The 20,919-nt window shown below is 64.4% G+C and carries 18 protein-coding genes; 2 read left to right on the top strand and 16 right to left on the bottom strand.

The window, feature by feature from the left end; genetic code table 11:
• Positions 1 to 93: 93 nt before the first annotated feature.
• Positions 94 to 687 (bottom strand): glutathione peroxidase, encoded by a 594-nt coding sequence (locus SKZ59_RS13010; RefSeq protein WP_035828486.1) that lies wholly within the window; start codon positions 685 to 687, stop codon positions 94 to 96.
• A gap of 180 nt (positions 688 to 867) precedes the next feature.
• On the opposite strand from SKZ59_RS13010, the gene SKZ59_RS13005 reads away from it, so the two are divergent.
• Positions 868 to 2,016 (top strand): poly(3-hydroxybutyrate) depolymerase, encoded by a 1,149-nt coding sequence (locus SKZ59_RS13005; protein WP_319992021.1) that lies wholly within the window; start codon positions 868 to 870, stop codon positions 2,014 to 2,016.
• A 131-nt stretch (positions 2,017 to 2,147) separates the two neighbouring features.
• On the opposite strand, the gene gabD is transcribed toward SKZ59_RS13005, so the two are convergent.
• From gabD to SKZ59_RS12930, 15 genes are all read right to left on the bottom strand, one after another.
• Positions 2,148 to 3,602, bottom strand: a complete 1,455-nt coding sequence (gene gabD, locus SKZ59_RS13000) for an NADP-dependent succinate-semialdehyde dehydrogenase (protein WP_100428679.1) — start codon at positions 3,600 to 3,602, stop codon at positions 2,148 to 2,150.
• Positions 3,603 to 3,682: 80 nt separating this feature from the next.
• Positions 3,683 to 4,525 (bottom strand): PPK2 family polyphosphate kinase, encoded by an 843-nt coding sequence (locus SKZ59_RS12995; RefSeq protein ID WP_319992020.1) that lies wholly within the window; start codon positions 4,523 to 4,525, stop codon positions 3,683 to 3,685.
• Positions 4,522 to 4,944 carry a CoA-binding protein gene (locus tag SKZ59_RS12990; RefSeq protein WP_319992019.1) on the bottom strand — a complete coding sequence of 141 codons (423 nt, stop codon included), beginning with the start codon at positions 4,942 to 4,944 and terminating at the stop codon, positions 4,522 to 4,524. Before SKZ59_RS12990 ends, SKZ59_RS12995 begins: the two co-directional genes overlap by 4 nt.
• A 172-nt stretch (positions 4,945 to 5,116) precedes the next feature.
• Complete coding sequence (locus SKZ59_RS12985; protein ID WP_319992018.1) at positions 5,117 to 5,758, bottom strand: bifunctional 2-keto-4-hydroxyglutarate aldolase/2-keto-3-deoxy-6-phosphogluconate aldolase; 642 nt, start codon at positions 5,756 to 5,758, stop codon at positions 5,117 to 5,119.
• Between the two features lie 13 nt (positions 5,759 to 5,771).
• Positions 5,772 to 6,668, bottom strand: a complete 897-nt coding sequence (locus tag SKZ59_RS12980; RefSeq protein WP_413774551.1) for an SMP-30/gluconolactonase/LRE family protein — start codon at positions 6,666 to 6,668, stop codon at positions 5,772 to 5,774.
• 143 nt (positions 6,669 to 6,811) lie between these two features.
• The gene (araD, locus tag SKZ59_RS12975; protein WP_058049351.1) at positions 6,812 to 8,542 is read right to left on the bottom strand and encodes an L-arabinonate dehydratase; all 1,731 of its coding nucleotides are present in this window, start codon (positions 8,540 to 8,542) and stop codon (positions 6,812 to 6,814) included.
• Complete coding sequence (locus tag SKZ59_RS12970; protein WP_319992017.1) at positions 8,539 to 9,552, bottom strand: 2-dehydro-3-deoxygalactonokinase; 1,014 nt, start codon at positions 9,550 to 9,552, stop codon at positions 8,539 to 8,541. The genes araD and SKZ59_RS12970 overlap by 4 nt, the downstream gene beginning before the upstream one ends.
• A gap of 84 nt (positions 9,553 to 9,636) precedes the next feature.
• Positions 9,637 to 10,404, bottom strand: coding sequence for a hypothetical protein (locus SKZ59_RS12965; RefSeq protein ID WP_319992016.1), 768 nt, complete (start codon positions 10,402 to 10,404; stop codon positions 9,637 to 9,639).
• A complete protein-coding gene (locus tag SKZ59_RS12960; RefSeq protein WP_319992015.1) occupies positions 10,401 to 11,600 on the bottom strand; it encodes a DNA-binding transcriptional regulator in 1,200 nt (399 codons plus the stop codon). Before SKZ59_RS12960 ends, SKZ59_RS12965 begins: the two co-directional genes overlap by 4 nt.
• A 32-nt stretch (positions 11,601 to 11,632) precedes the next feature.
• Entirely contained in the window at positions 11,633 to 12,775 is a 1,143-nt protein-coding gene (locus SKZ59_RS12955) for a sugar ABC transporter permease (RefSeq protein ID WP_034783811.1), read from the bottom strand.
• Positions 12,772 to 14,343: a D-xylose ABC transporter ATP-binding protein gene (xylG, locus tag SKZ59_RS12950; RefSeq protein WP_319992014.1), complete on the bottom strand. Its 1,572-nt coding sequence runs from the start codon at positions 14,341 to 14,343 to the stop codon at positions 12,772 to 12,774. The genes SKZ59_RS12955 and xylG overlap by 4 nt, the downstream gene beginning before the upstream one ends.
• Before the next feature lie 197 nt (positions 14,344 to 14,540).
• Positions 14,541 to 15,515, bottom strand: coding sequence for a D-xylose ABC transporter substrate-binding protein (xylF, locus tag SKZ59_RS12945; protein WP_413774558.1), 975 nt, complete (start codon positions 15,513 to 15,515; stop codon positions 14,541 to 14,543).
• A gap of 150 nt (positions 15,516 to 15,665) precedes the next feature.
• Positions 15,666 to 17,453, bottom strand: coding sequence for an IlvD/Edd family dehydratase (locus SKZ59_RS12940; protein ID WP_319992012.1), 1,788 nt, complete (start codon positions 17,451 to 17,453; stop codon positions 15,666 to 15,668).
• On the bottom strand, positions 17,450 to 18,217 hold the full coding sequence (locus tag SKZ59_RS12935) for an SDR family NAD(P)-dependent oxidoreductase (protein WP_070303241.1): 768 nt from the start codon (positions 18,215 to 18,217) through the stop codon (positions 17,450 to 17,452). The genes SKZ59_RS12940 and SKZ59_RS12935 overlap by 4 nt, the downstream gene beginning before the upstream one ends.
• Positions 18,218 to 18,244: 27 nt before the next feature.
• A complete protein-coding gene (locus tag SKZ59_RS12930; RefSeq protein WP_319992011.1) occupies positions 18,245 to 19,405 on the bottom strand; it encodes a fumarylacetoacetate hydrolase family protein in 1,161 nt (386 codons plus the stop codon).
• A gap of 429 nt (positions 19,406 to 19,834) precedes the next feature.
• Here SKZ59_RS12930 and chvE point away from each other — a divergent pair, with 429 nt between their 5' ends.
• Positions 19,835 to 20,857 (top strand): multiple monosaccharide ABC transporter substrate-binding protein, encoded by a 1,023-nt coding sequence (gene chvE, locus SKZ59_RS12925; RefSeq protein ID WP_223278970.1) that lies wholly within the window; start codon positions 19,835 to 19,837, stop codon positions 20,855 to 20,857.
• Positions 20,858 to 20,919: the final 62 nt, after the last annotated feature.

Here is a 20,919-nt window from a genome sequence, read left to right as displayed (position 1 = left end):
AACGCGAACAACCAGCTTAGGACAATGATGGCAAGACGACAAGCACGGCATTAAAAAAAAGCAGGCGTTCAAGCCTGCTTGGGTATCAGCAACTTACAGCGCCAGCGCTTTTTCCACCGCGCCAACGAGTTTCTTGTCGTCCGGCGTCACCTTGCTGGGGAAGCTTTCCACCACTTTGCCGTGGCGGTCGATCAGGTATTTGTGGAAATTCCAGGCCGGGGTCTTGCCCGTCTGCTTGATCAGGTCCACGTACAGCGGATTCGGCGCGGGGCCGGAGACGACCGACTTCGAAAACATGGGGAACTTCACGCCATAGGTGTTGTAGCAGAAATCGGCGATTTCCTTGCTGTTACCGGGCTCCTGCTTGCCAAAATCGTTCGACGGGAAGCCCAGCACCACCAGGCCCTTGCTGCCGTACTTGGCGTACAGCGCCTCGAGCCCTTCATATTGATTGGTAAAACCGCAATAACTGGCCGTATTGACCACCAGCACGACCTTGCCCGCGTACTGGCACAGGTTTTGCGGCGCTTCATCCTGCAGGCGGTTGAAAGTCTGCTTGAGGATGGCCGGGCAGGCGGCTGGCGCGGCAGCAGCTGGCGCGGTGTCGGCCGCATGGGCCGGCATGGCCAGGCTGGCGCCGGCGGCAAGGGTGGTCAATGCAAACAGCTGGGCAAGAGTCTTGGACATGAAAGGCACCATGGTTGAACGGAAAAAACCATTCTATGTCAAACGCCGCGCGTGCGTACAAGACGGACAACAACAGCGATAGCTTGAGCGACATCAATGACGGTGCAGTACTTGCCCAGCGCACAGTTTTTTTACCTATGCTCGGCCTTCCTGTCCCTTTCCCTGCCTTGTGGAGCCGCCATGCCCTTCCCGCACCTGACCGCGCACCTGACCACACTAACCACCGCCCTGCTGGCCGCCAGCCTGCTCATCCTGACGCCAGGCGGCGCGCACGCCGCCACGACGGCCAGGACGGCCAAGCCCGCCAAGCCCGCCGCAACCAAGGATGCCCCCGCCCTGCCCGCCTACCAGGCTGACCTGAGCCAGACCACGGTGTCCGGCCTGTCCTCGGGCGGCTTCATGGCGGCGCAGTTTGCCGTCGCCTACTCGGCCACGGTGGCGGGCGCCGGCATCATCGCAGGCGGCCCGTATTTCTGCTCGGGCCAGCCGGGCCGCTTCCCCTACATTCCCTACCTGACGAATGCCTTGAGCACCTGCATGAATCCGGGCAGCGCGCAGGTGGCACCGCCCGTCGCCAGCGAATTGCTGCGCGCGGCGAACGATTTTGCGCGCGAGCGTCTCATCGACGACACGGCCAACCTGAAACGCCAGCGCGTATATCTGTTCAGCGGAACGAAAGACCAGACCGTGACGCGGCCGGTGGTGGAGCAGGTGGGGAAATTCTATCAACTGGCCGGTACGCCGGCGGCGCAGATCCGCTTCATCGACACGCTAGGCGCGGGCCACGCCATCCTCACCGACAGCAACGCCGACAAGCCTTGCGCCGTGACGGAGTCGCCGTTCATCAACGACTGCGACTATACGCAGGCGCGCGACATCCTGCAGCACCTGTACCCGGATCTGCAGCCGTCGTCGACTACCCTGACGGGCAAGCTGATCGCCTTCAACCAGCGCAGCTTCATCCAGAACGCGTACTCGAGCATGAGCAATACGGGCTACGCCTACATCCCGAAAGCCTGCAACAGCGAGAGCTGCCGCGTGCACGTGGTGTTCCACGGCTGCCTGCAAACGACGCAGGCCATCGGCGACCGTTTTTATACGAGCACCGGCTACAACCAGGTGGCGGACGCCAACAAGATCATCGTGCTGTATCCGCAAGCCGAACCGAGCCCCGTCTACCCGTACAACCCGAAAGGCTGCTGGGATTTCTGGGGCTACACCAGCATCAATCCGATCGACCCGGATTTCTACCGCAAGAGCGGCACGCAGATGGAAGCGGTCAAGGGCATGCTGGACCGGTTAGGATCGGCTCGCAACAGCCATCGATAACGGACGTCACGGATGCTTGAGAAAATCGTAGCGAGCGGCAACGATTTCTGGCTAAGAAGCGCAGCTGTACTTTAGTACAGTGAGCATCGCAGGCCGGAAAGCGCGCCGCGCAGTAGATTTAATCAAGCATTCTAGATACCGCCCATGCAGATGTATTTGATGACGAGATAGTCTTCGATACCGTAGGTCGACCCTTCACGGCCCAGGCCCGATTGCTTGACGCCGCCGAAGGGGGCGATCTCGTTCGAGATCAGGCCCGTGTTGACGCCGACCATGCCCGTTTCCAGGCCTTCGGCCACTCTCCAGATGCGGCCGATGTCGCGCGAATAGAAATAGGCGGCCAGGCCGAATTCCGTGTTGTTGGCCAGGGCGATCACTTCATCGTCCGTCTTGAAGCGGAACAGGGGCGCCAGCGGGCCGAAGGTTTCCTCGGTAGCCACGCGCATGTCGTTCGTCACGTCGGCGATGATGGTCGGCTCGAAGAAGCCATTGCCCAGCGCATGGCGCTTGCCGCCAGCGAGCAGGCGCCCGCCCTTGCCCAGCGCGTCGGCCACGTGTTCTTCCACCTTGGCCACGGCCTTGGCGTCGATCAGCGGGCCTTGCGTGACACCAGCCTCGATGCCATTACCCACCTTCAGCTTGGCCACGGCCGCCACCAGCTTGTCGGCAAACGCGTCATATACGCTGTCCTGCACGTACAGGCGGTTGGCGCAGACGCAGGTCTGGCCCGCATTGCGGTATTTCGAGGCGATGGCGCCTTCCACTGCCGCGTCCAGGTCGGCGTCATCGAAGACGATGAACGGCGCATTGCCGCCCAGTTCCAGCGACAGTTTCTTGATCGTCGGCGCGCACTGCTCGGCCAGCAAACGGCCCACCTGGGTCGAGCCCGTAAACGTCAGCTTGCGCACGATGGGGTTCGACGTCATTTCGCCGCCGATGTCTTTCGGCGCACCCGTGACGATACTGAACACGCCAGCAGGCACGCCCGCGCGCTCGGCCAGCACGGCCAGCGCCAGCGCGGAAAACGGCGTCGCTTCCGCCGGTTTCAATACCATCGGGCAGCCGGCTGCCAGGGCCGGACCGACCTTGCGCGTGATCATGGCGGCGGGGAAGTTCCATGGCGTGATGGCGGCGCACACGCCGATCGGCTCCTTGGTGACGACCAGGCGGCGGTCCGGCCATGGCGACTGCAGGGTCTCGCCCGCGACGCGCTTGCCTTCTTCGGCGAACCACTCGATGAACGAAGCGCCGAACTGCACTTCGCCCTTCGCTTCCGGCAGGGGCTTGCCCTGCTCGGTGGTCATGATCAGCGCCAGGTCATCGGCGTTTTCCAGAATCAGGTCATGCCAGCGGCGCAGCACGGCCGCGCGTTCCTTGGCCGTCTTCTTGCGCCAGGCGGGCCAGGCGGCATTGGCCGCCTCGATGGCGCGGCGCGTCTCGGCTGCGCCCATCAGAGGCACCGTACCGATATGCTCGCCCGTGGCGGGATTGTTCACGTTAATCGTCTGGCCACCATCGGCATCGACCCAGGCTCCATTCACGTAAGCCTGGTGACGCAACAAGGTAGGATCTTTCAACTGCAGCATATGGATCTCCGGTCTGGTTTGAATTATCGACGAGGGATACTATGCCACAGCGCGGCCGATTCCGCAGGCGCGGAACGGATTTACTCGACCTTGAAAGACGACAGTTTCGGGTCCGGCGCCGGGTATTCCAGCTTCATGCCCTGCAGGGTTTCCAGCAGCAGGGACGCGACCACGAGATTGCGCTGCGTCTTGGAGTTCGATGGCACCACATACCACGGCGCGTGGTCGGCATCCGTCTCGCGGATCGCCGTTTCATAGGCGCGCTGGTAAGCATCCCACTTCTTGCGCTGGGCGATATCGTTGGGGTCGAACTTCCACTGGCGATCGGGATCGTCGAGCCGCTCCTGCAGCCGTCCCCGTTGCTCGTCCTTCGAAATATGCAGGAAGATTTTCAGGATGACGGTGCCCGTTTCGCTCAGCATGCGCTCGAAATCGCGGATCTGCGCGTAGCGGCGCTGGCATTCGGCCTTGTCGATCATGTCCTGCACGCGCGTGATCAGCACATCCTCGTAATGGCTGCGGTTGAAGATGGCGATCTCGCCCTTCACGGGCACGTGCTGGTGCACGCGCCACAGGTAATCGTGCGCCAGTTCGATATCGGTGGGGCCCTTGAACGCGATGGCGCGGATGCCCATCGGGTTGATGTTGCTGAAGATGGCCTTGACCGTGCCATCCTTGCCCGACGTATCCATGCCCTGCAAGACCAGCAGCACCTTCTTTTTGTGCTGCGCGTACAGCATGCTCTGGCACTCGGCGATCTGCGCCGTCAGCGCCACGGTTTCCTCGCGGTCCATGGCCTTGCACTGGGCCGGCGTCAGCTTCTTGTTCGCCGCCTTGGTGGCGGCGCCCAGCAGGCGCTTGCCAGCGAAATCCTCGTTCAGCTCGAAGTCCTTGCCGGCGCGAAATTGCGTGCGCGCCTTCATGCCGCCACCGCCAGCTTGCGGTGCTCGATTTTTGTGCAGTGATCCATCACCACGTCCATGCCCGCCGCCCGCGCCAGCTGCGCCGCCTGCTCGTTGACGATGTCGAGCTGCAGCCACAGACAGCCGGCCTTGACGGCGATGGCTTCCTCGGCGATGGGCAGGATATCTTCTGACTTGCGGAAGCAGTCGACGATGTCGATGCGCGCCGGCGCGACGGCAGCCGCCGCCTCCGTCAGGGTGGCGTAGGCGCGCTGGCCCAGCACGTCGCGCCCGGCGAGGGCCGGATTGACGGGCAGCACGCGGTAGCCATGGCGCAGCAGGTAGTCGGCCACTTCATGGCTGGCGCGTTCGGGTTTGTCAGACATGCCGACGATGGCGATGATACGGCTGTCTTGCAGGATGCGGGCGATGTTGGACATGGTTTCTATAGTCAGGCGTGCGACATTGCCCGCCTAGCGTAGCAGAAAAAACCTACTGCGCGGCGCGATTTGCGGCCTGCGATGCTCACTGCCTTGGCGGCCCCGTGCTTCGCACAGCTCCGCTTCTCAGCCACAACTCACATCCGCTCGCTACGGTTTTCTCAGCAGGACGTTACTGAGAACGCACGGCCGCCATCTTCGCCACGAAAGCCTGCGCGCGCGCCGTCACGGCCGCGTAATCGCCCGTGGCGCCCGGGCCACTGAGGCTGCTGCCGATGCCCACGGCCACGGCGCCACTGGCAAACCATTCATTGAGGTTCTCTACCGTCACGCCGCCCGTCGGCATCAATGGCGCTTGCGGCAGGGGCGCGCGCAGGGCCTTGATGTAGGCGGGGCCGAACATCTCGGCGGGGAAGACCTTGACGATGTCGGCGCCCGCCTGCAGGGCCGTGACGATTTCCGTCGGCGTCATCGCGCCCGGCATGGACAGCACCTGGTAGCGCTGGCATAGCGCGATGGTGTCCACGTTGACGCTGGGCGAAATGATGAACTGGGCGCCGGCCAGGATGGCGGCGCGCGCCGTCTCCGTATCGAGCACGGTGCCCGCGCCCAGCAGCACGTCATGGCCATGGCGTTCGCGCAAGGTGCGCAGCACGCCCAGGGTATCGGGCGTGGTGAACGCCACTTCCAGCGCCGTGATGCCGCCGGCGATGCACGCCTCGGCGATCCGCAGCGCCGCATCGGGCGAGTCGGCGCGCACGATGCCGACCATGCCCCGTTCGAGGATGCCATTGAAAACCATGTGTTTTTGCATATGCTCTCTCCTGTCAGGCCGGCAGGGCGCCAAAGCGCACTTCCGGCAAACCGCGCACGCCCACCTGGCGCGCATGAAACAATCCGCCGGCCAGCGGTTCGCTCGCCAGCTGGGCCGGGGTCAAGTTCTCCTGCGCCGTCGTGACGAACAATTCGTCGTAGTGCGGGCCGCCCAGGCTCACGCAGCTGGGCTGTGAAACGGGCAGGCTGATCTTGCGCTCGACGCTGCCGTCCGGCGCGAAGCGCAAGACCCTGCCGGCGCCCCACTGCGCGCTCCACAGGTAGTCATCCGCATCGATGGTGGCGCCATCGGCGGCCCCCGGTCCCGGGTCGAGCACGGCAAACACGCGCACCCGGCTGGCGTCGCCGCCCAGGTAATCGTCCCAGCGGTAGATCGCCCTCTTCATCGAGTCGCAGAAATACATGGCCGTGCCATCGACGCTGAAGCAGATGCTGTTCGAGATGGCGATCTGCGGTAGCGGCAGGCGCTCCAGGGTCAAGTCCAGGTTGAGGCGGTAAAAGCTGCCGATCGCATCGCGGCACGGGCGCTCATCGAGCGTGCCGAAGACAAAGCGTCCCTGGCGGTCACAGCGGCCATCGTTCAGGCGCGTCATGGGCAAGTCGCCCTCCACCGTGTGCAAGCGCGTGACGGCCCCGCTGCGCGCGTCAAACCAGGCCAGTCCCGAGGCCAGTCCCAGCAGCAGCACCTCGTCGCTGTCCGTCAGCGCGAAACACGCCAGGCGCTCGGGCATGGCCCAGCTCTGGCGCTCGCCCGTGGCCAGCACCAGCGCATGCAGCTGGCAGCCTTCGATATTCGTCCAGAAAACGCGGCCGCTGCGTTCGCACCAGCGCACGCCCTCGCCCAGGAAGTTTTGCGCATCGACCAGTAATTGCGCCTGTGTTCCCATCATTTTTTTTTCCTTTAACTCTGTATAACGCATGATAAAACCGTCGCGAGCGGAAGTCAGTTGTGGCCGAGACGCGCAACTGTGCTTGAGCACAGTGAGCATCGAGGCCGCAAATGACGACGCGCAGCAGGTTTGATCGTGCGTTATCAATGAGACTCGCGCGGAACTGCGGAACCCCGGCAACCGACGAGGAAGTCCAGATCCGCGCCTTCGTCGGCCTGCGTCACGTGCTTGATATACATCGACTGATAACCGCCCTTCATGGCCGGCGGCGGCGCGCTCCACTCGGCGCGCCGGCGCGCCAGCTCCGCTTCGTCGACGTCCAGGTGCAAACGGCGTCCCGCCACGTCCAGTTCGATCATGTCGCCATCGCGCACCAGGGCCAGCGGCCCGCCCACGGCCGCTTCCGGCGCCACGTGCAGCACCACCGTGCCGTAGGCCGTGCCGCTCATGCGCGCGTCCGAGATGCGCACCATGTCGCGCACGCCCTGCTCCAGCAGTTTTTTCGGCAGTCCCATATTGCCCACTTCGGCCATGCCCGGATAGCCCTGCGGGCCGCAATTTTGCAGCACCATCACGCAGCTGGCATCGATATCGAGCGCAGGATCGTCGACGCGCTTTTTGTAGTGCTCGATGCTGTTGAAGACGACGGCGCGGCCACGGTGCTGCATCAGCTCGGGCGAGGCGGCGGATGGCTTGATGACGGCGCCGCGCGGGGCCAGGTTGCCATGCAGGACGGCGATGCCGCCTTCGTCCTTGAATGGCTGCGCCAGCGGCGTGATCACCTCGGGGTTGAAATTTTCCGCTTCGGCCACGTTGACGGCCATGGTGGCGCCCGTGACGGTGAGCGCCTCGCCATGCAATTTGCCCAGCAGGTCGCGGATGATCACGGGCAGGCCGCCCGCGTAGTAAAAATCTTCCATCAGGTACTGGCCCGACGGCATCAGGTTCAGCAGGCAAGGAATGTCGCGGCCCAGGCGATCCCAGTCGCCCAGGCGCATGTCCACGCCGATGCGCCCGGCGATGGCCAGCAAATGGATCACGGCATTGGTCGAGCCGCCGATGGCGCCGTTGACCATGATGGCGTTTTCAAACGCTTCGCGCGTGAGGATCTGCGACAGTTTCAGGTCTTCGTGCACCATGTCGACGATGCGCCGGCCCGTCAGCTGCGCCTGCAGCTTGCGGCGCGCATCGACGGCGGGAATGGCCGCATTGCCAGGCAAGGTCACGCCCAGCGCTTCGACCATGCTGGCCATGGTCGATGCCGTGCCCATGGTCATGCAGTGGCCGGCGGAACGCGACATGCACGATTCGGCCTGCTTGAATTCCGCCGAGGTCATGCGTCCGGCGCGCACATCCTCGGAAAACTTCCACACGTCCGTGCCCGAACCGATCGGCTTGCCGCGGTAGTTGCCGTTCAACATGGGGCCGCCCGACAGCACGATCGTGGGCAAATCCACGCTGGCCGCGCCCATCAGCAGGGCCGGGGTGGTCTTGTCGCAGCCCGTCAGCAGCACCACGCCGTCGATCGGGTTGGCGCGTATCGATTCCTCGACATCCATGCTGGCCAGGTTACGGAACAGCATGGCCGTCGGGCGCAGATTCGTCTCGCCCAGCGACATGACGGGAAATTCGACGGGAAAGCCGCCCGCCTCGAGCACGCCGCGCTTGACCATCTCGGCCAGGTCGCGGAAATGGCCATTGCAGGGCGTCAGCTCGGACCAGGTATTGCAGATGCCGATGACGGGACGGCCATCGAAGGCGTCGCTCGGATAGCCCTGGTTCTTCATCCAGCTGCGGTGAATAAAACTGTCCTTGTCGTCGCCACCAAACCACGATTGCGAACGCAAGGGGCGCTTGTTCTTGTTGCTGCTCATACTGTCTCCTGCGGGGAAATCAAGCCGCGCGCGGCGGCGATCAGCAGCGCACCGTGACCGGCCAGATTAGCTTGCTGCTGGTCGTCGACGATGATGCGCTTGCCATAAAAAAATCCGTGTTCTTCGATCAGCAGCCCGAGCGCCTGGCGCAGCATGGGCTTGCCGGTAATGACGAGCGGCGTATCGGGCCGCATCTGGATGGCGGTGCTGTTGCGCAGCGCCAGCAGGTCGCCGCTGAGGACGGCGCCCATCAGGAAATTGGCCCGCTCATTGCATTCGATGGCGCTGAACTGGCCCAGGGTGCGCACGCTGAAGCAGGCGCGCGCCAGCCCCGTTTTTTGCGCCGCGGCCGCGCCGGCCAGCAGCATCTTCGGCACCAGGGTCTGCGCAAAACCGCCATCGACCGATTGCTTGATCAGGGTGTGCTGCGTGATCGCCTGCAGCAGCTCGCCCGCAATGGTGGTGCTGCAGCCGAGGATGCGGCGCTGCTCGTCCACGCTGATCAATTTGGTATGCGAACCGGGCATGATCAGGGTCGCCGCGCCCCGCAATTGCAGGCGCTCGAGCAGCGCGACGACTTCCGTCTCTTCGCCGCGCATCATGTCCATCGCTTCGACGTTATGCAGGCCGACGGCGCCATGCTGGTTGCGCACGCCGGGAATCAGCCACAGGGGCTGGGGCAGCACGTCGGGCAAGTCCACCGCCTGCATGCCTTGCGCCAGCTGGGCCAGGCCGGCGGGCGCCGGCAAATGCGGCACTTCCCGCACACCCATGGGCGAAGTGATCATGCCCGAGGCCACGGCCAGGTCCACGTCGGACGGCGCGATGCCGGCGCTGGCCAGCACGCTGGCGATGGTGTCGCGCAGCGCCTGTTTCAGCGCACCGTTATGGCCATCGATGGCGGTATTGCGCACGCCCGTTTCCAGCTGCGCCTGGGCGACGACGGCGCCTGCGCGCCACAGCAAGGTACGCGTATTGGTGGTGCCGGCATCGATGGTGAGTATGTTCATGGGCAGGTTCGCAGCGTCGGTCAGGACAAAAATGAATGAGGGAAAAACTACCCCATGGTAGAACTGCCCCGCATATCTGACCAATCACTTATTTGACATCATTGATACCGGTTCGGATATGTCAAACGCATCGATATCCTGCACGCCCAAACGGTAGGCAAGATTGAAGCGCCTCACTTGTCCCGGCTGCAATTGCACACCCTGCGCCAGCAGGGAAAAACAGCGCGCATCGGAATACAAATGGCAACTGTCCTGGGTGCTGGAAAAACGCAGGACCCGGCCGGAAGCGGGGTCCGCCACCCGCGCCGCCTCGCGCAGCTGGCCGCTGCCCGTCCAGTAAAAGTCATGCCGGAATCCCGGCAAGTGCACGAGCGCGGGCCAGGCCAGGCGTGAAGCGAGCGGCGCCGGCTGGCGGAAGTCAAACGCGCTGCCCGCCACGTCGAGCGGAGCGCTGCACGCGTGGCCGCCGGGCCAGTAGCGGTCGGCGGCCAGGCGCAGCACATGGTCACCCACGGCCGCGCGGCCGCCCTGCAGATTGAACAGGGGCGCGGCCAGCGCAAAACGGGAAACCGTCTCGGCCGTGGCGACGCAATCGAGGTGCAGGCTGCCATCCTCGTCGAGCCGGTAGGCCAGGCGCACCGACAGGCCGTCGTGCGCCAGGTGCAGCAGCAAGTGGCCGTCGTCCGGCGGCGCGCACTGCCAGGCCGTGGACGAGCGCGCCGCAAGGGGCGCTGCGCCCAGCACATCGGCCAGGCGGCCATAGCGGTCGGGCGCCCACCAGGCCCGCACGCTGGCATCGTGCGCGTCGATGGCCACGCGCATGCCGCGCGCATTGCGCAGCAGATGCATCATGGCGCCTGCCCGGGGGCTGGCGGCGGCCGGCTGCGCTGCTGGAATTCGCGCGGCGTGCAACCGAGTTCGCGCTTGAAGACGGCATGCATGTACTGCACCGTGGTAAAGCCGCAACGCACGGCCACCTCGGCCACCTGCCCCGGTCCGCGCGCCAGCAGGGTCTTGGCCGCATCGAGCTTGAAATGCAGGATCTCGTCGTGCACGCTGCGCCCCAGCTCGTGGCGGAAGTGCGCTTCGAGCGAGGAGCGCGACACGCCCACGTAATCGGCCACCTGCTCCGTCTTGATGCCCTGGCAAGCGTACTGGCGAATAAAATGGCGCGCCTGCATCACCTGCGGATGCTGGAAAGGCTGGTGGCGCGTGGACGCGAGCACGTTCAGGCCGGCCGGCGGCACGAGGATGCGCGTGCCGGACAGGCGCGCGCCATTCAACATCTGATGCAGCAGATGCGCGGCCGTGCGGCCCATTTCCTCCGTGCCCTGGATCACGGAACTCAAGGGAATACGCGTGAGCATGCGCGCCAGCGGGTCGTTGTCGATGCCGATCAAAGCCACCTGCTCCGGCACGGCGATGCCCGCGTGCATGCACGCTTGCAGCAGCTGGCGCGCGCGCGCGTCGCTGACGGCGATGATGCCGACGGGTTTTTCCAGGCTGTTGAGCCAGGCGATCTGCTGCTCCACCGCCTCGTCCCACGACGGTGCGCTGGTGGCGACACCCCGGTACACGTCGGCGCGCATGTGGTCGCGCTCCATCAAGGCGCAAAACGCCGTTTCGCGCTCCTGCGCCCAGCGGTTGACGTCGGCCTCGGGCAGGCTGAAACAGGCAAAGCGGCTCAAGCCCGCTTCCACCAGGTGTTCATAGGCCAGCTTGACGATCTTGAAATTGTCGGTCGCCACATACGGGATGCCGGCCGGGTAATCCTCGGAGCGCGCATACGAGCCGCCCACGGCCACCACGGGCAGGCGGCTGTGCGCCAGCGCCTCGCAGACGGCGGGATCGTCGAAATCGGCGATGATGCCGTCGCCCTGCCAGCGCTCGATGCCGGGCAGGCGGCAGCGAAAGTCCTCTTCCAGGAACAGGTCCCACGACACGCGCGTCGTGTTCAGGTAGGCGGCGATACCCGCGATGATGTCGCGGTCGTAGATCTTATTCCCGTTAAACAGCAGCGCGATCCGGTGCGCGGTCGGCATCTTCATGGTGTCTCCTCCCGTGCCAGATCGTTTCACGGCTAACGGCGCCCTGCTCGCGTGCTGACATCGACCCACACGGCGAGGGTGAGGATACTGCCTTTCACGATCATCTGCCAGTAGGTGTCCACGTCCAGCATGGACATGCCGTTATCGAGACTGGCCATGACCAGCGCGCCGATCAGGGCGCCGTACACGGTGCCCGAGCCGCCGCGCATCGAAGTGCCGCCGATGAAGCAGGCGGCAATCGCATCGAGTTCGCTGAAGGTGCCGGCCGATGGCGAACCTGCGGCCAGTCGGCCCGTATTGATCAGGCCAGCCAGCGCGCACATCAGGCCCATGATGCCGAAGATCCACAGCTTGACGGCTTTTACGTTGATGCCGGACAGGCGCGTCGCTTCCATATTGCTGCCGACGGCATAGATGCGCCGGCCAAACACGGTCTGGCTCGTGATGTAGCTGAACAGTCCCAGCAAGGCCAGCAGCAACAGCACGGGCAGCGGGATGCCTTCATAGCCGTTCAGGGTTTGTACGAAGGCATACAGCACGGCGCCGATGACGGCCAGGCGCAAGCCGTCGGCCCAGGGCGCCGTCTGCGGCAAGCCATGCTGGGCACGGCTGGCGCGCGCGCGCCACGTCAGGAAGGCGGCCAGCAGGAACAGGCCGATACCCAGCACGATGCCGGGCACCGCAGGCAGGTAGCCCTGCCCCAGGTAGACCATCGGCTCGGAGACGGGCGCGATCGTGATGCCGCCCGTGATGCCCAGCAGGATGCCGCGGTACGCGAGCATGCCGCCCAGCCCGACGATGAAGGACGGGATGCCCCGGTACGCCGTCAGGTAGCCATTCAAGAGGCCGATCACCAGGCCGCAGCCGAGTACGGCCGCCAGGTTCAGCGCCAGCGGCCAGTGCTGCGTGACGTCCAGCACGGCGGCGATGCCGCCGAGCAGCCCCAGCAGGGAGCCGATCGACAGGTCGATCTCGCCGGCGATAATCACCAGCACCATGCCGCAGGCGAGGATGCCGGTGACGGACATTTGGCGCAGGAGGTTAGACAGGTTGCGCGGCGTGAGGAAACTGCCCTCCGTCTTCCACGAAAAGAAGGCCCAGATCAGCGCCACGGCGATCAGCAGGGCCAGCATTTTGTATTGGGTGAACAGCTGTTTGATACTGTGCGGTTTCATGCTGCGGGTTCCTTGTTTGCGGTGTTGGCGGCGGGCGCCGGGCGCTGGTCGAGCGCTGCCGCCAGCACGGTTTCCTGGCTCAGGCCATCGTTGATAAAATCGCCGCGCAGGCGGCCTTCGCCCATCACCAGCACGCGGTCGGACACGCCCAGCACTTCGGCCAGTTCCGACGAGACCATGATGATGGCCACGCCCTGGTCGGCCAGCGCCAGCATCAATTTGTAGATTTCATATTTGGCGCCCACGTCGACGCCGCGCGTAGGCTCGTCGAGGATCAGCACGCGCGGGCGCGTCAGCAGCATCTTGGCCAGCACGGCCTTTTGCTGGTTGCCGCCCGACAGGCTCGTGATGGACAGCGACGGGCTGGCCGCCTTCAGTTCCAGCTTCGCGATCTCGCCGCGCACGGCCGTCAACTCCGCCTCGCCATCGATGCGCGTGGCGCGCGTGAATTCCTCCAGCACGGCCAGGGTGATGTTCTGCCCCACGTCGAGGTCGGGCACGATGCCGTGATGCTTGCGGTCTTCCGGCACCATGGCCAGGCCCATGGCGATGGCCTTTTGCGGCGAGCGGGTATCGATCTTGCGGCCATCGAGCCACACTTCGGCCTGGCACGGCCCCTGGTAGGCGCCGAACAGGGCCGAGACGAGCTCCGTGCGCCCCGCTCCCACCAGGCCGGCGATGCCGAGGATCTCGCCCTTGCGCAGGGTGAACGACACATCGTCGACCCGCTTGCGCTGCGGGTTGTCGGCGTCGATGCAGGTCACGTGGCGCGCCTCGAACAGCACTTCGCCGATAGGTGCCGGCTGCGCACGCTGCGGATACAGCTGGCTCATTTCACGGCCCACCATTTGCGCGATGATGCTCTCGACGTTCATCTGCGCCATCGGCGTGGTGGCGATATGCTTGCCATCGCGGATGACGACGATGGTGTCGCAAATGGCCGCCACTTCATCGAGCTTGTGCGAAATGTAGATGCAGGTGACGCCCTTGGCCTTCAACGCGCGCAGGATATCGAGCAGCACGGCGATTTCCGACGCCGTCAGCGACGACGACGGCTCGTCGAGGATCAGCAGGCGCGCATTCTTGTTGAGCGCCTTGGCGATTTCCACCAGCTGCTGGTGGCCGCCGCCGTAATTCATCACGGGCTGCGCCACGTTCAGTTCGGGAATTTTCAGTTCGCGCAGCAGCTCGTCGGCGCGCTTGTACATGGCCGCGTAGTGCATGCGCCCGCCGGGCAGGGTCAGCTCGCGGCCCATGAAGATATTCTCGGCCACGGACAGCTGCGGCACCAGCATCAGTTCCTGGTGGATGATGATGATGCCCGCGTCTTCCGTGTCGCGGATCGATTGCGCGCGCAGGGGCTGGCCATCCCACAGGATCTCGCCATCCCAGGTGCCGTGCGGGTAGACGCCGGACAGCACCTTCATCAGGGTCGACTTGCCGGCGCCATTCTCGCCGCACAAGCCGATGCACTCGCCGGCCCGCACCTGCAGGTCGATGCCGTCAAGCGCGCGGACACCGCCAAACTGTTTGACGATGCCTTTCATTTCAAGCAGATAGTCGGACATGCTCACTCTCGTTGCGGATACGGGGGAAATGTCGGATTACGCGGCGCCCATGGCGCCGCTAATCCGACCTACGGCCGATGCGGACGGACGACACCACCACCGGCGTTTCCGGAGCCGGCGATTGTCGGATAACGGGCGATGCGGGCAATCGTAGGTCGGCTTAGCGCGCAGCGCGCAAGCCGACATCAAGCGGGTAATCAATTACCCAGCTGCGCCTTGGAATAGAAACCGTCATCGACGAGAATGTTCACATTCGCCTTGGTCAGCGGCGTTGGTTTCAGCAGCACCGTGCTGACCTTTTTCAGGCCGTTGTCATAGCTGGAGTTGTAAGCCGGCTTTTCATTGCGCGCCAGTTGCACGGCCAGCTTGGCCGCTTCCGCAGCGATGGTTTTCAACGGTTTGTAGACGGTCATCGACTGCGTGCCGGCGATGACGCGTTTCACGGCCGCCAGATCGGCGTCCTGGCCCGAGACCGGCACCTTGCCGGCCAGTTTTTGCGCAGCCAGGGCCTGGATGGCGCCGCCTGCCGTGCCGTCGTTCGAGGCGACGATGGCGTCGATCTTGTTGCCGTTGGCCGTCAGCGCGTTTTCCACGATGGACAACGCTTCGGTGGCGCTCCAGTCCTTCACCCACTGCTGGCCGACGATCTTGATGTCGCCCTTGTCGATGAACGGTTTCAATACCTTCATCTGGCCTTCGCGCAGCATCTTGGCGTTGTTGTCGGTCGGCGAGCCGCCCAGCAGGTAGTAATTGCCCTTCGGCTGCAGCTTGGTCACGCCTTCGGCCTGCATCTCGCCCACTTTCTCATTGTCGAACGAGATGTACGCGTCGATATCGGCGTTCAGGATCAGGCGGTCATACGACAGCACCTTGATGCCGGCCTTTTTCGCTTCCTTGACGGTGTTGTTGAGGACAGTGGCGTTGAACGGCACGATCACCAGCACGTCCACGCCGCGCGAGATCAGGTTTTCGATTTGCGAAATCTGGCGCTGCTCGCTGGCGTCGGCCGACTGCACGAAGACCTTGGCACCCTGCTTCTCGGCGGCGGCGATGAAGAAATCACGGTCGCGCGTCCAGCGCTCCACGCGCAGGTCGTCGATGGAAAAGCCGATCTTCGGGTTTTTCGCATCAGCCAGGGCGGCGCTGCTGCTCAATGCCAGCATGGCGGTCATGATGGCTGCACTGATGATCTTGTTCATTGTGTGTCTCCTTGTGGATTTTATTAACAACGTTTTTTAACTGCGGGTACTGCTGAAAAATTTTATGTCTGTGGTGGTGTCGGCTTACGCGCGGAGCGCTAACCCGACCTACCCCGACCTACATCAATGGTTGTGGCGCGGCAGGGTCTGGCCCACGGCGCGGTATTTCAGGGCCAGCTCCATGCAGGCGCCCGTTTCCAGCTGGCCCACGCTGGCGCGGTAGATTTCCTGCCACGGCGTGGCGCTGTCGTTGACGGGCGGCGGCAGTTCCTGCGCGCGGCGCGCCAGTTCGTCAGCATCGACCAACATGTCGCAGTGGCCGCCGTGCAAGTCCACGCGGATGATGTCACCCGTACGCAGCAGCGCCAGGCCACCGCCCACGGCGCTTTCCGGCGACGCGTTCAGGATCGAAGGACTGTCCGACGTGCCCGACTGGCGCCCGTCGCCCAGGGTCGGCAGGTTCAGAATGCCGGCCTTGAGCAAGGCGTCGGGCGGCTGCATGTTGACCACTTCGGCCGAACCGGGCCAGCCCACGGGACCTGCGCCGCGCATGACCAGCATGCAGCTGTCGTCGATGTTGAGCGCCGGGTCGTTGATGCGCGCGTGGTAGTCGCTTGAACCATCGAAGACGATGGCGCGCGCCTCGAACACGCCTTCGCTGCCGGGACGCGACAGGTAGCGCTCGCGGAAAGCGGGCGAGATCACGCTGGTCTTCATGATGGCGAAGTCGAACAGGTTGCCCTGCAAGGCCATGAAACCGGCCTTTTCCTTCAGCGGCGCGGCAAACGGGCGGATCATCTCGCGATCAGTACTTTCGCGTCCGGCCAGGTTTGCCGCCATCGTCTGACCCGTGACCGTCAACCGGTCCGCGTGCAACAAGCCCGCCTGCTGCAGCTCCCACATCACGGCCGGCACGCCGCCAGCGCGGTGGAAGCGTTCGCCCAAATACTTCCCGGCCGGCTGCATGTTCAGCAGCAGCGGCACGTCGTAGCCATGTTCCATCCAGTCGCTCGAATGCAGTTCCACGCCCGCATGGCGCGCCATGGCCATCAGGTGCGGCTGGGCGTTGGTCGAGCCGCCGATGGCCGCGTTGACGATGATCGCGTCCAAAAACGCCTCGCGCGTGAGAATGCACGACGGGCGCACGTCGTCATGCGCCATGGCGACGATGCGGCGTCCCGTTTCATAGGCGATCTGGCCCCGTTCGCGGTATGGCGCGGGAATGGCCGAGCAGCCCGTCAGGGACATGCCCAAGGCTTCCGCCAGCGCATTCATGGTCGATGCCGTGCCCATGGTGTTGCAATGACCGGCCGACGGCGCGGAGGCAGCCGCGATCTGCAGGAATTTGTCGTTGTCGATCAAGCCGGCGGACAGCTGGCGGCGGCCCTTCCAGATGGCCGCGCCGGAGCCGACCAGTTCGCCGTCCATCCAGCCGTCGAGCATGGGACCGCCCGACAGCACGATGGCGGGAATGTCCACCGTGGCGGCGGCCATCAATTGCGCCGGCGTCGTCTTGTCGCAGCCCGTCGTCAGCACCACGGCGTCGATCGGGTAGCCGTGCAAAATCTCCACCAGGCCCAGATACGCGAGGTTGCGGTCCAGCGCGGCCGTGGGACGGCGGCAGTTTTCAAAGATCGGGTGCAGCGGGAACTCCATCGGGATGCCGCCCGCGTCGCGGATGCCGTCGCGCACGCGCTGCGCCAGTTCCAGATGGATGCGGTTGCAGGGACTGATATCGCTGCCGCTTTGCGCAATGCCGATGATGGGCCGGCCCGAACGCAGCTCCTCGGCCGTGATGCCATAGTTCATGAAGCGCTCGAGGTACAGCGCCGTCATGTCGATGTGGTCGGGATTGTCGAACCAGTCCTGCGAGCGGAAGCGCCGCGCCTGGGGTTTGCCTGCGGTACTCATGCGCCGTACCAGCCTGCGTCGACATAGTATTCGCGTCCCGCGCACTTGGCCGCGTTGTCCGACGCGAGGAACAGCGCCAGCGCCGCCACGTCTTCCGGCTCCACGCGCAGCTGCAGGCATTGGCCCTGCAGGATCACGGCTTCCGCTTCCGGCGTATGCCACAGCTTTTCCTGGCGCGGCGTGCGCACGGCGCCAGGAATGATGCAGTTGACGCGGATGCCGTCGACGCCCAGGTCGCGCGCCAGGCCGCGCGTCAAGCCCTCGATGCCGGCTTTGGCCGTCATGTAGATCGACAGGCGCGCTTGCGCCAGGTGCCAGGAAATCGAGCCCAGGTTGAGAATCACGCCGCTGCCCTTGGCGCGCATGGCCGGCGCCACGGCCTGGGCGCAGAAATACTGGTGGCGCAGGTTGACGGCCATGCGCTCGTCCCAGTAGGCGGGCGTGACGTCCTGCAGTTCGTGGCGGTCGTCATTGGCCGCGTTGTTGATGAGGATATCCGTGGCGCCCGCGCTGTGTGCGATCTCGGCGAAGGTGGCGGCCAGGGCGCCCAGGTCCGTCAGGTCGCAATAGCGGAAAACGGGCGGCTGCGGCAGGTGGGCCAGCTTGTCCTGCAGCGCCAGCGACGCCTCGCGGGCGATATCGAGAAAGGTGACGTGGGCGCCCTGGCGCGCGAACGCCTCGACGATGGCCACACCGATGCCGGTGCCGCCGCCCGTGATGACGACGCGCTTGCCGGCCAGGCTGGAATAGATTGCATGCTGCATGGTGTCTCTCTTTTTAAAATAATCGGATCAAAGCAAGCCGCGCTGGGCCAGGTTCTGGTATAGCGCGCGCACGCCAAACGTCCAGGGGGCAATCGCATCGCAGCGCTGCACTTCATTGACCAGCGCGCCGAGCGCAGCGCTGGCAATCGTCACCCGGTCGCCCAGGTGGTGCGTAAAGCCGCCGCCCTGCGCGCCGCGGTCCTTCACGGGCGAGAACATGGTCCCGAGGAACAGCATGAAGCCGTCCGGATACTGGTGGTACTGGCCTGCCGTCTGGCGCACCAGGTCGAGCGGGTCGCGGCTGATCTCACGCATGAAGCTGGCGCCTTCGAGCACAAAGCCGTCGTCAGCGCCTTCGATCAGCAGCGACACTTCCGCCTCGCGCACGGTGTCGAGCGTGAAGTGCTCGTCGAACAGGCGGATGAAGGGGCCGATGGCGCAGGAGCCGTTGTTATCCTTGGCCTTGCCCAGCAAGAGGGCGCTGCGCCCTTCGATGTCGCGCAGGTTGACGTCGTTGCCCAAGGTCGCCCCCAGCACCTCGCCACGGCTGTTGACGGCCAGGACGATCTCGGGCTCCGGGTTGTTCCAGGCGGACGATGGCAGCAAGCCCACCTGCGCGCCGCAGCCGACCGACGACATCGGCTGCGCCTTGGTAAACACTTCCGCATCGGGGCCGATGCCCACTTCCATGTATTGCGACCAGGCGCCGCGCTGTTGCAGCTGTTGCTTCAGGCGCTGCGCCGCGTCCGAGCCAGGCTTCAATGCCGACAGGTCGCCGCCCAATGTCATTTGCAGGGCGGTGCGCAGGCTCGCCGCGCGCGCCGCGTCGCCGCCCGCCTGTTCCTCAATCACCCGTTCGAGCAGGCTGACGGCGAAGGTCACGCCGCACGCCTTGACGGCCTGCAGGTCGCACGGCGCCAGCAGCAGCGGCTCGCCGGCCGGCGCGGCCAGCGCCTGCTCCAGCAACGACTGCACGGGTCCGAGCGCGATGCCGGGCGCATGGCGGATGATATCGAGCGCATCGCTGCGCTCGAACAGCTCGGCCACCGTCGCCACCGTCTGCGTGATGTCGACCACTTCGCCGCCGCGCACGGCGACGACGCACGGGCCGTCACGCCAGATGCGGCCGACAAGGAGGGCCTGCGCCAGGTCGGCGGGCAACAAAGAGGCGGGGGAAATCGGCTGCATGGCAAGCTTTCAAAAGGTCGTGACGGGATGGCCGGTGTTCAAGTTCGGACCGATTCTGCGCGCCGCCCTGTGTCGCCGCAATTACGAAAATCACCAAATTGAATGATGATTATTGGTATTGCAGTGCACCAAAAAAAGCCGCCACCCAGCCCCCGTTTCCGCCCTGTGCGCAGGCGGAAAGGCGTGCCATGGCGCATTGCATCAATTGACCCATCGATATCGTTTTGGATATCAGCAATGCGAAAAAAGTGATTGGTGAGGGATGGATGGACAAACTAGTATCAGCCGTGGCCTGCAATCGGCCATTCGCACGGAGCCCGCCCACTGGACGACGGCCCTGGCACATTCAACTATCGAAGACGGTGGAGACCTGAAATGAAAACAACAATGAAAATGCTGACCGCGAGCCTGGCGCTGGCCATCTCCGGCATGGCGGTAATGCCCGTGGCAAGCGCCGCAGACAAGGGCGCAATCGGCATCTCGATGCCAACCAAATCGTCCATGCGCTGGATCGCCGACGGCGACAACATGGTTAAGGTATTCAAGGAGCGCGGCTACAAGACGGACTTGCAGTTTGCCGACGACGATATCCCGAACCAGCTGGCGCAGGTGGAAAACATGATCACCAAGGGCGCCAAGGTGCTGGTGATCGCCGCCATCGACGGCACCACCTTGTCGAACGTATTACAAAAAGCGGCCGACAAGGGCATCAAGGTCATCTCGTATGACCGTTTGATCCGCGGCACGAAAAACATCGATTACTACGCCACCTTCGACAACTTCCAGGTCGGCGTGCTGCAAGCGGGCTATATCGAATCGGCGCTGAAACTCAAGGAAGGCAAGGGCCCGTTCAATATCGAACTGTTCGGCGGCTCGGCCGACGACAACAATGCGCACTTCTTCTACAACGGCGCGCTGTCGGTGCTGAAACCCTACATCGACAGCGGCAAGCTGGTGGTGCGCTCGAAGCAGATGGGCATGGAAAAGGTCGCCACCCTGCGCTGGGATGGCGCCGTGGCGCAAGCGCGCATGGACAACCTGCTCAGCGCCTACTACGGCAATGCCCGCGTCGACGCGGTGCTGTCGCCCTATGACGGCTTGAGCATCGGCATCCTGTCCTCGCTCAAGGGCGTCGGCTACGGCACGCCGAAGCAGCCGTTCCCCGTCGTGACGGGCCAGGATGCGGAAATCCCGTCGGTGAAATCGATCATCCGCGGCGAACAGGCATCGACCGTGTTCAAGGACACGCGCGAACTGGCCAAGGTCACGGCCAACATGGTCGACGCGATGATGAGCGGCAAAACGCCGACCGTCAACGATACGAAGACCTATAACAACGGCGTGAAAGTCGTGCCGTCCTACCTGTTGAAACCGGTCACCGTCGACAAGGCGAACTGGAAGCAGGTGCTCGTCACCGGCAGCGGCTACTACACGGAAGCGCAAGTGAAATAAGCATCCAAGGTACTGAAGGCCCGGCCCTGCCGGGCCTTTCGCTTCACGCACTATCAAGAACA

Origin of the sequence: Janthinobacterium sp. GMG2, from assembly GCF_033949445.1 — a bacterium.
Lineage (GTDB): Bacteria > Pseudomonadota > Gammaproteobacteria > Burkholderiales > Burkholderiaceae_D > Janthinobacterium > Janthinobacterium aestuarii.
The sequence above is the reverse complement of the archived record's forward strand: the minus strand, read 5'-3'. Positions and strand labels throughout refer to the sequence as shown.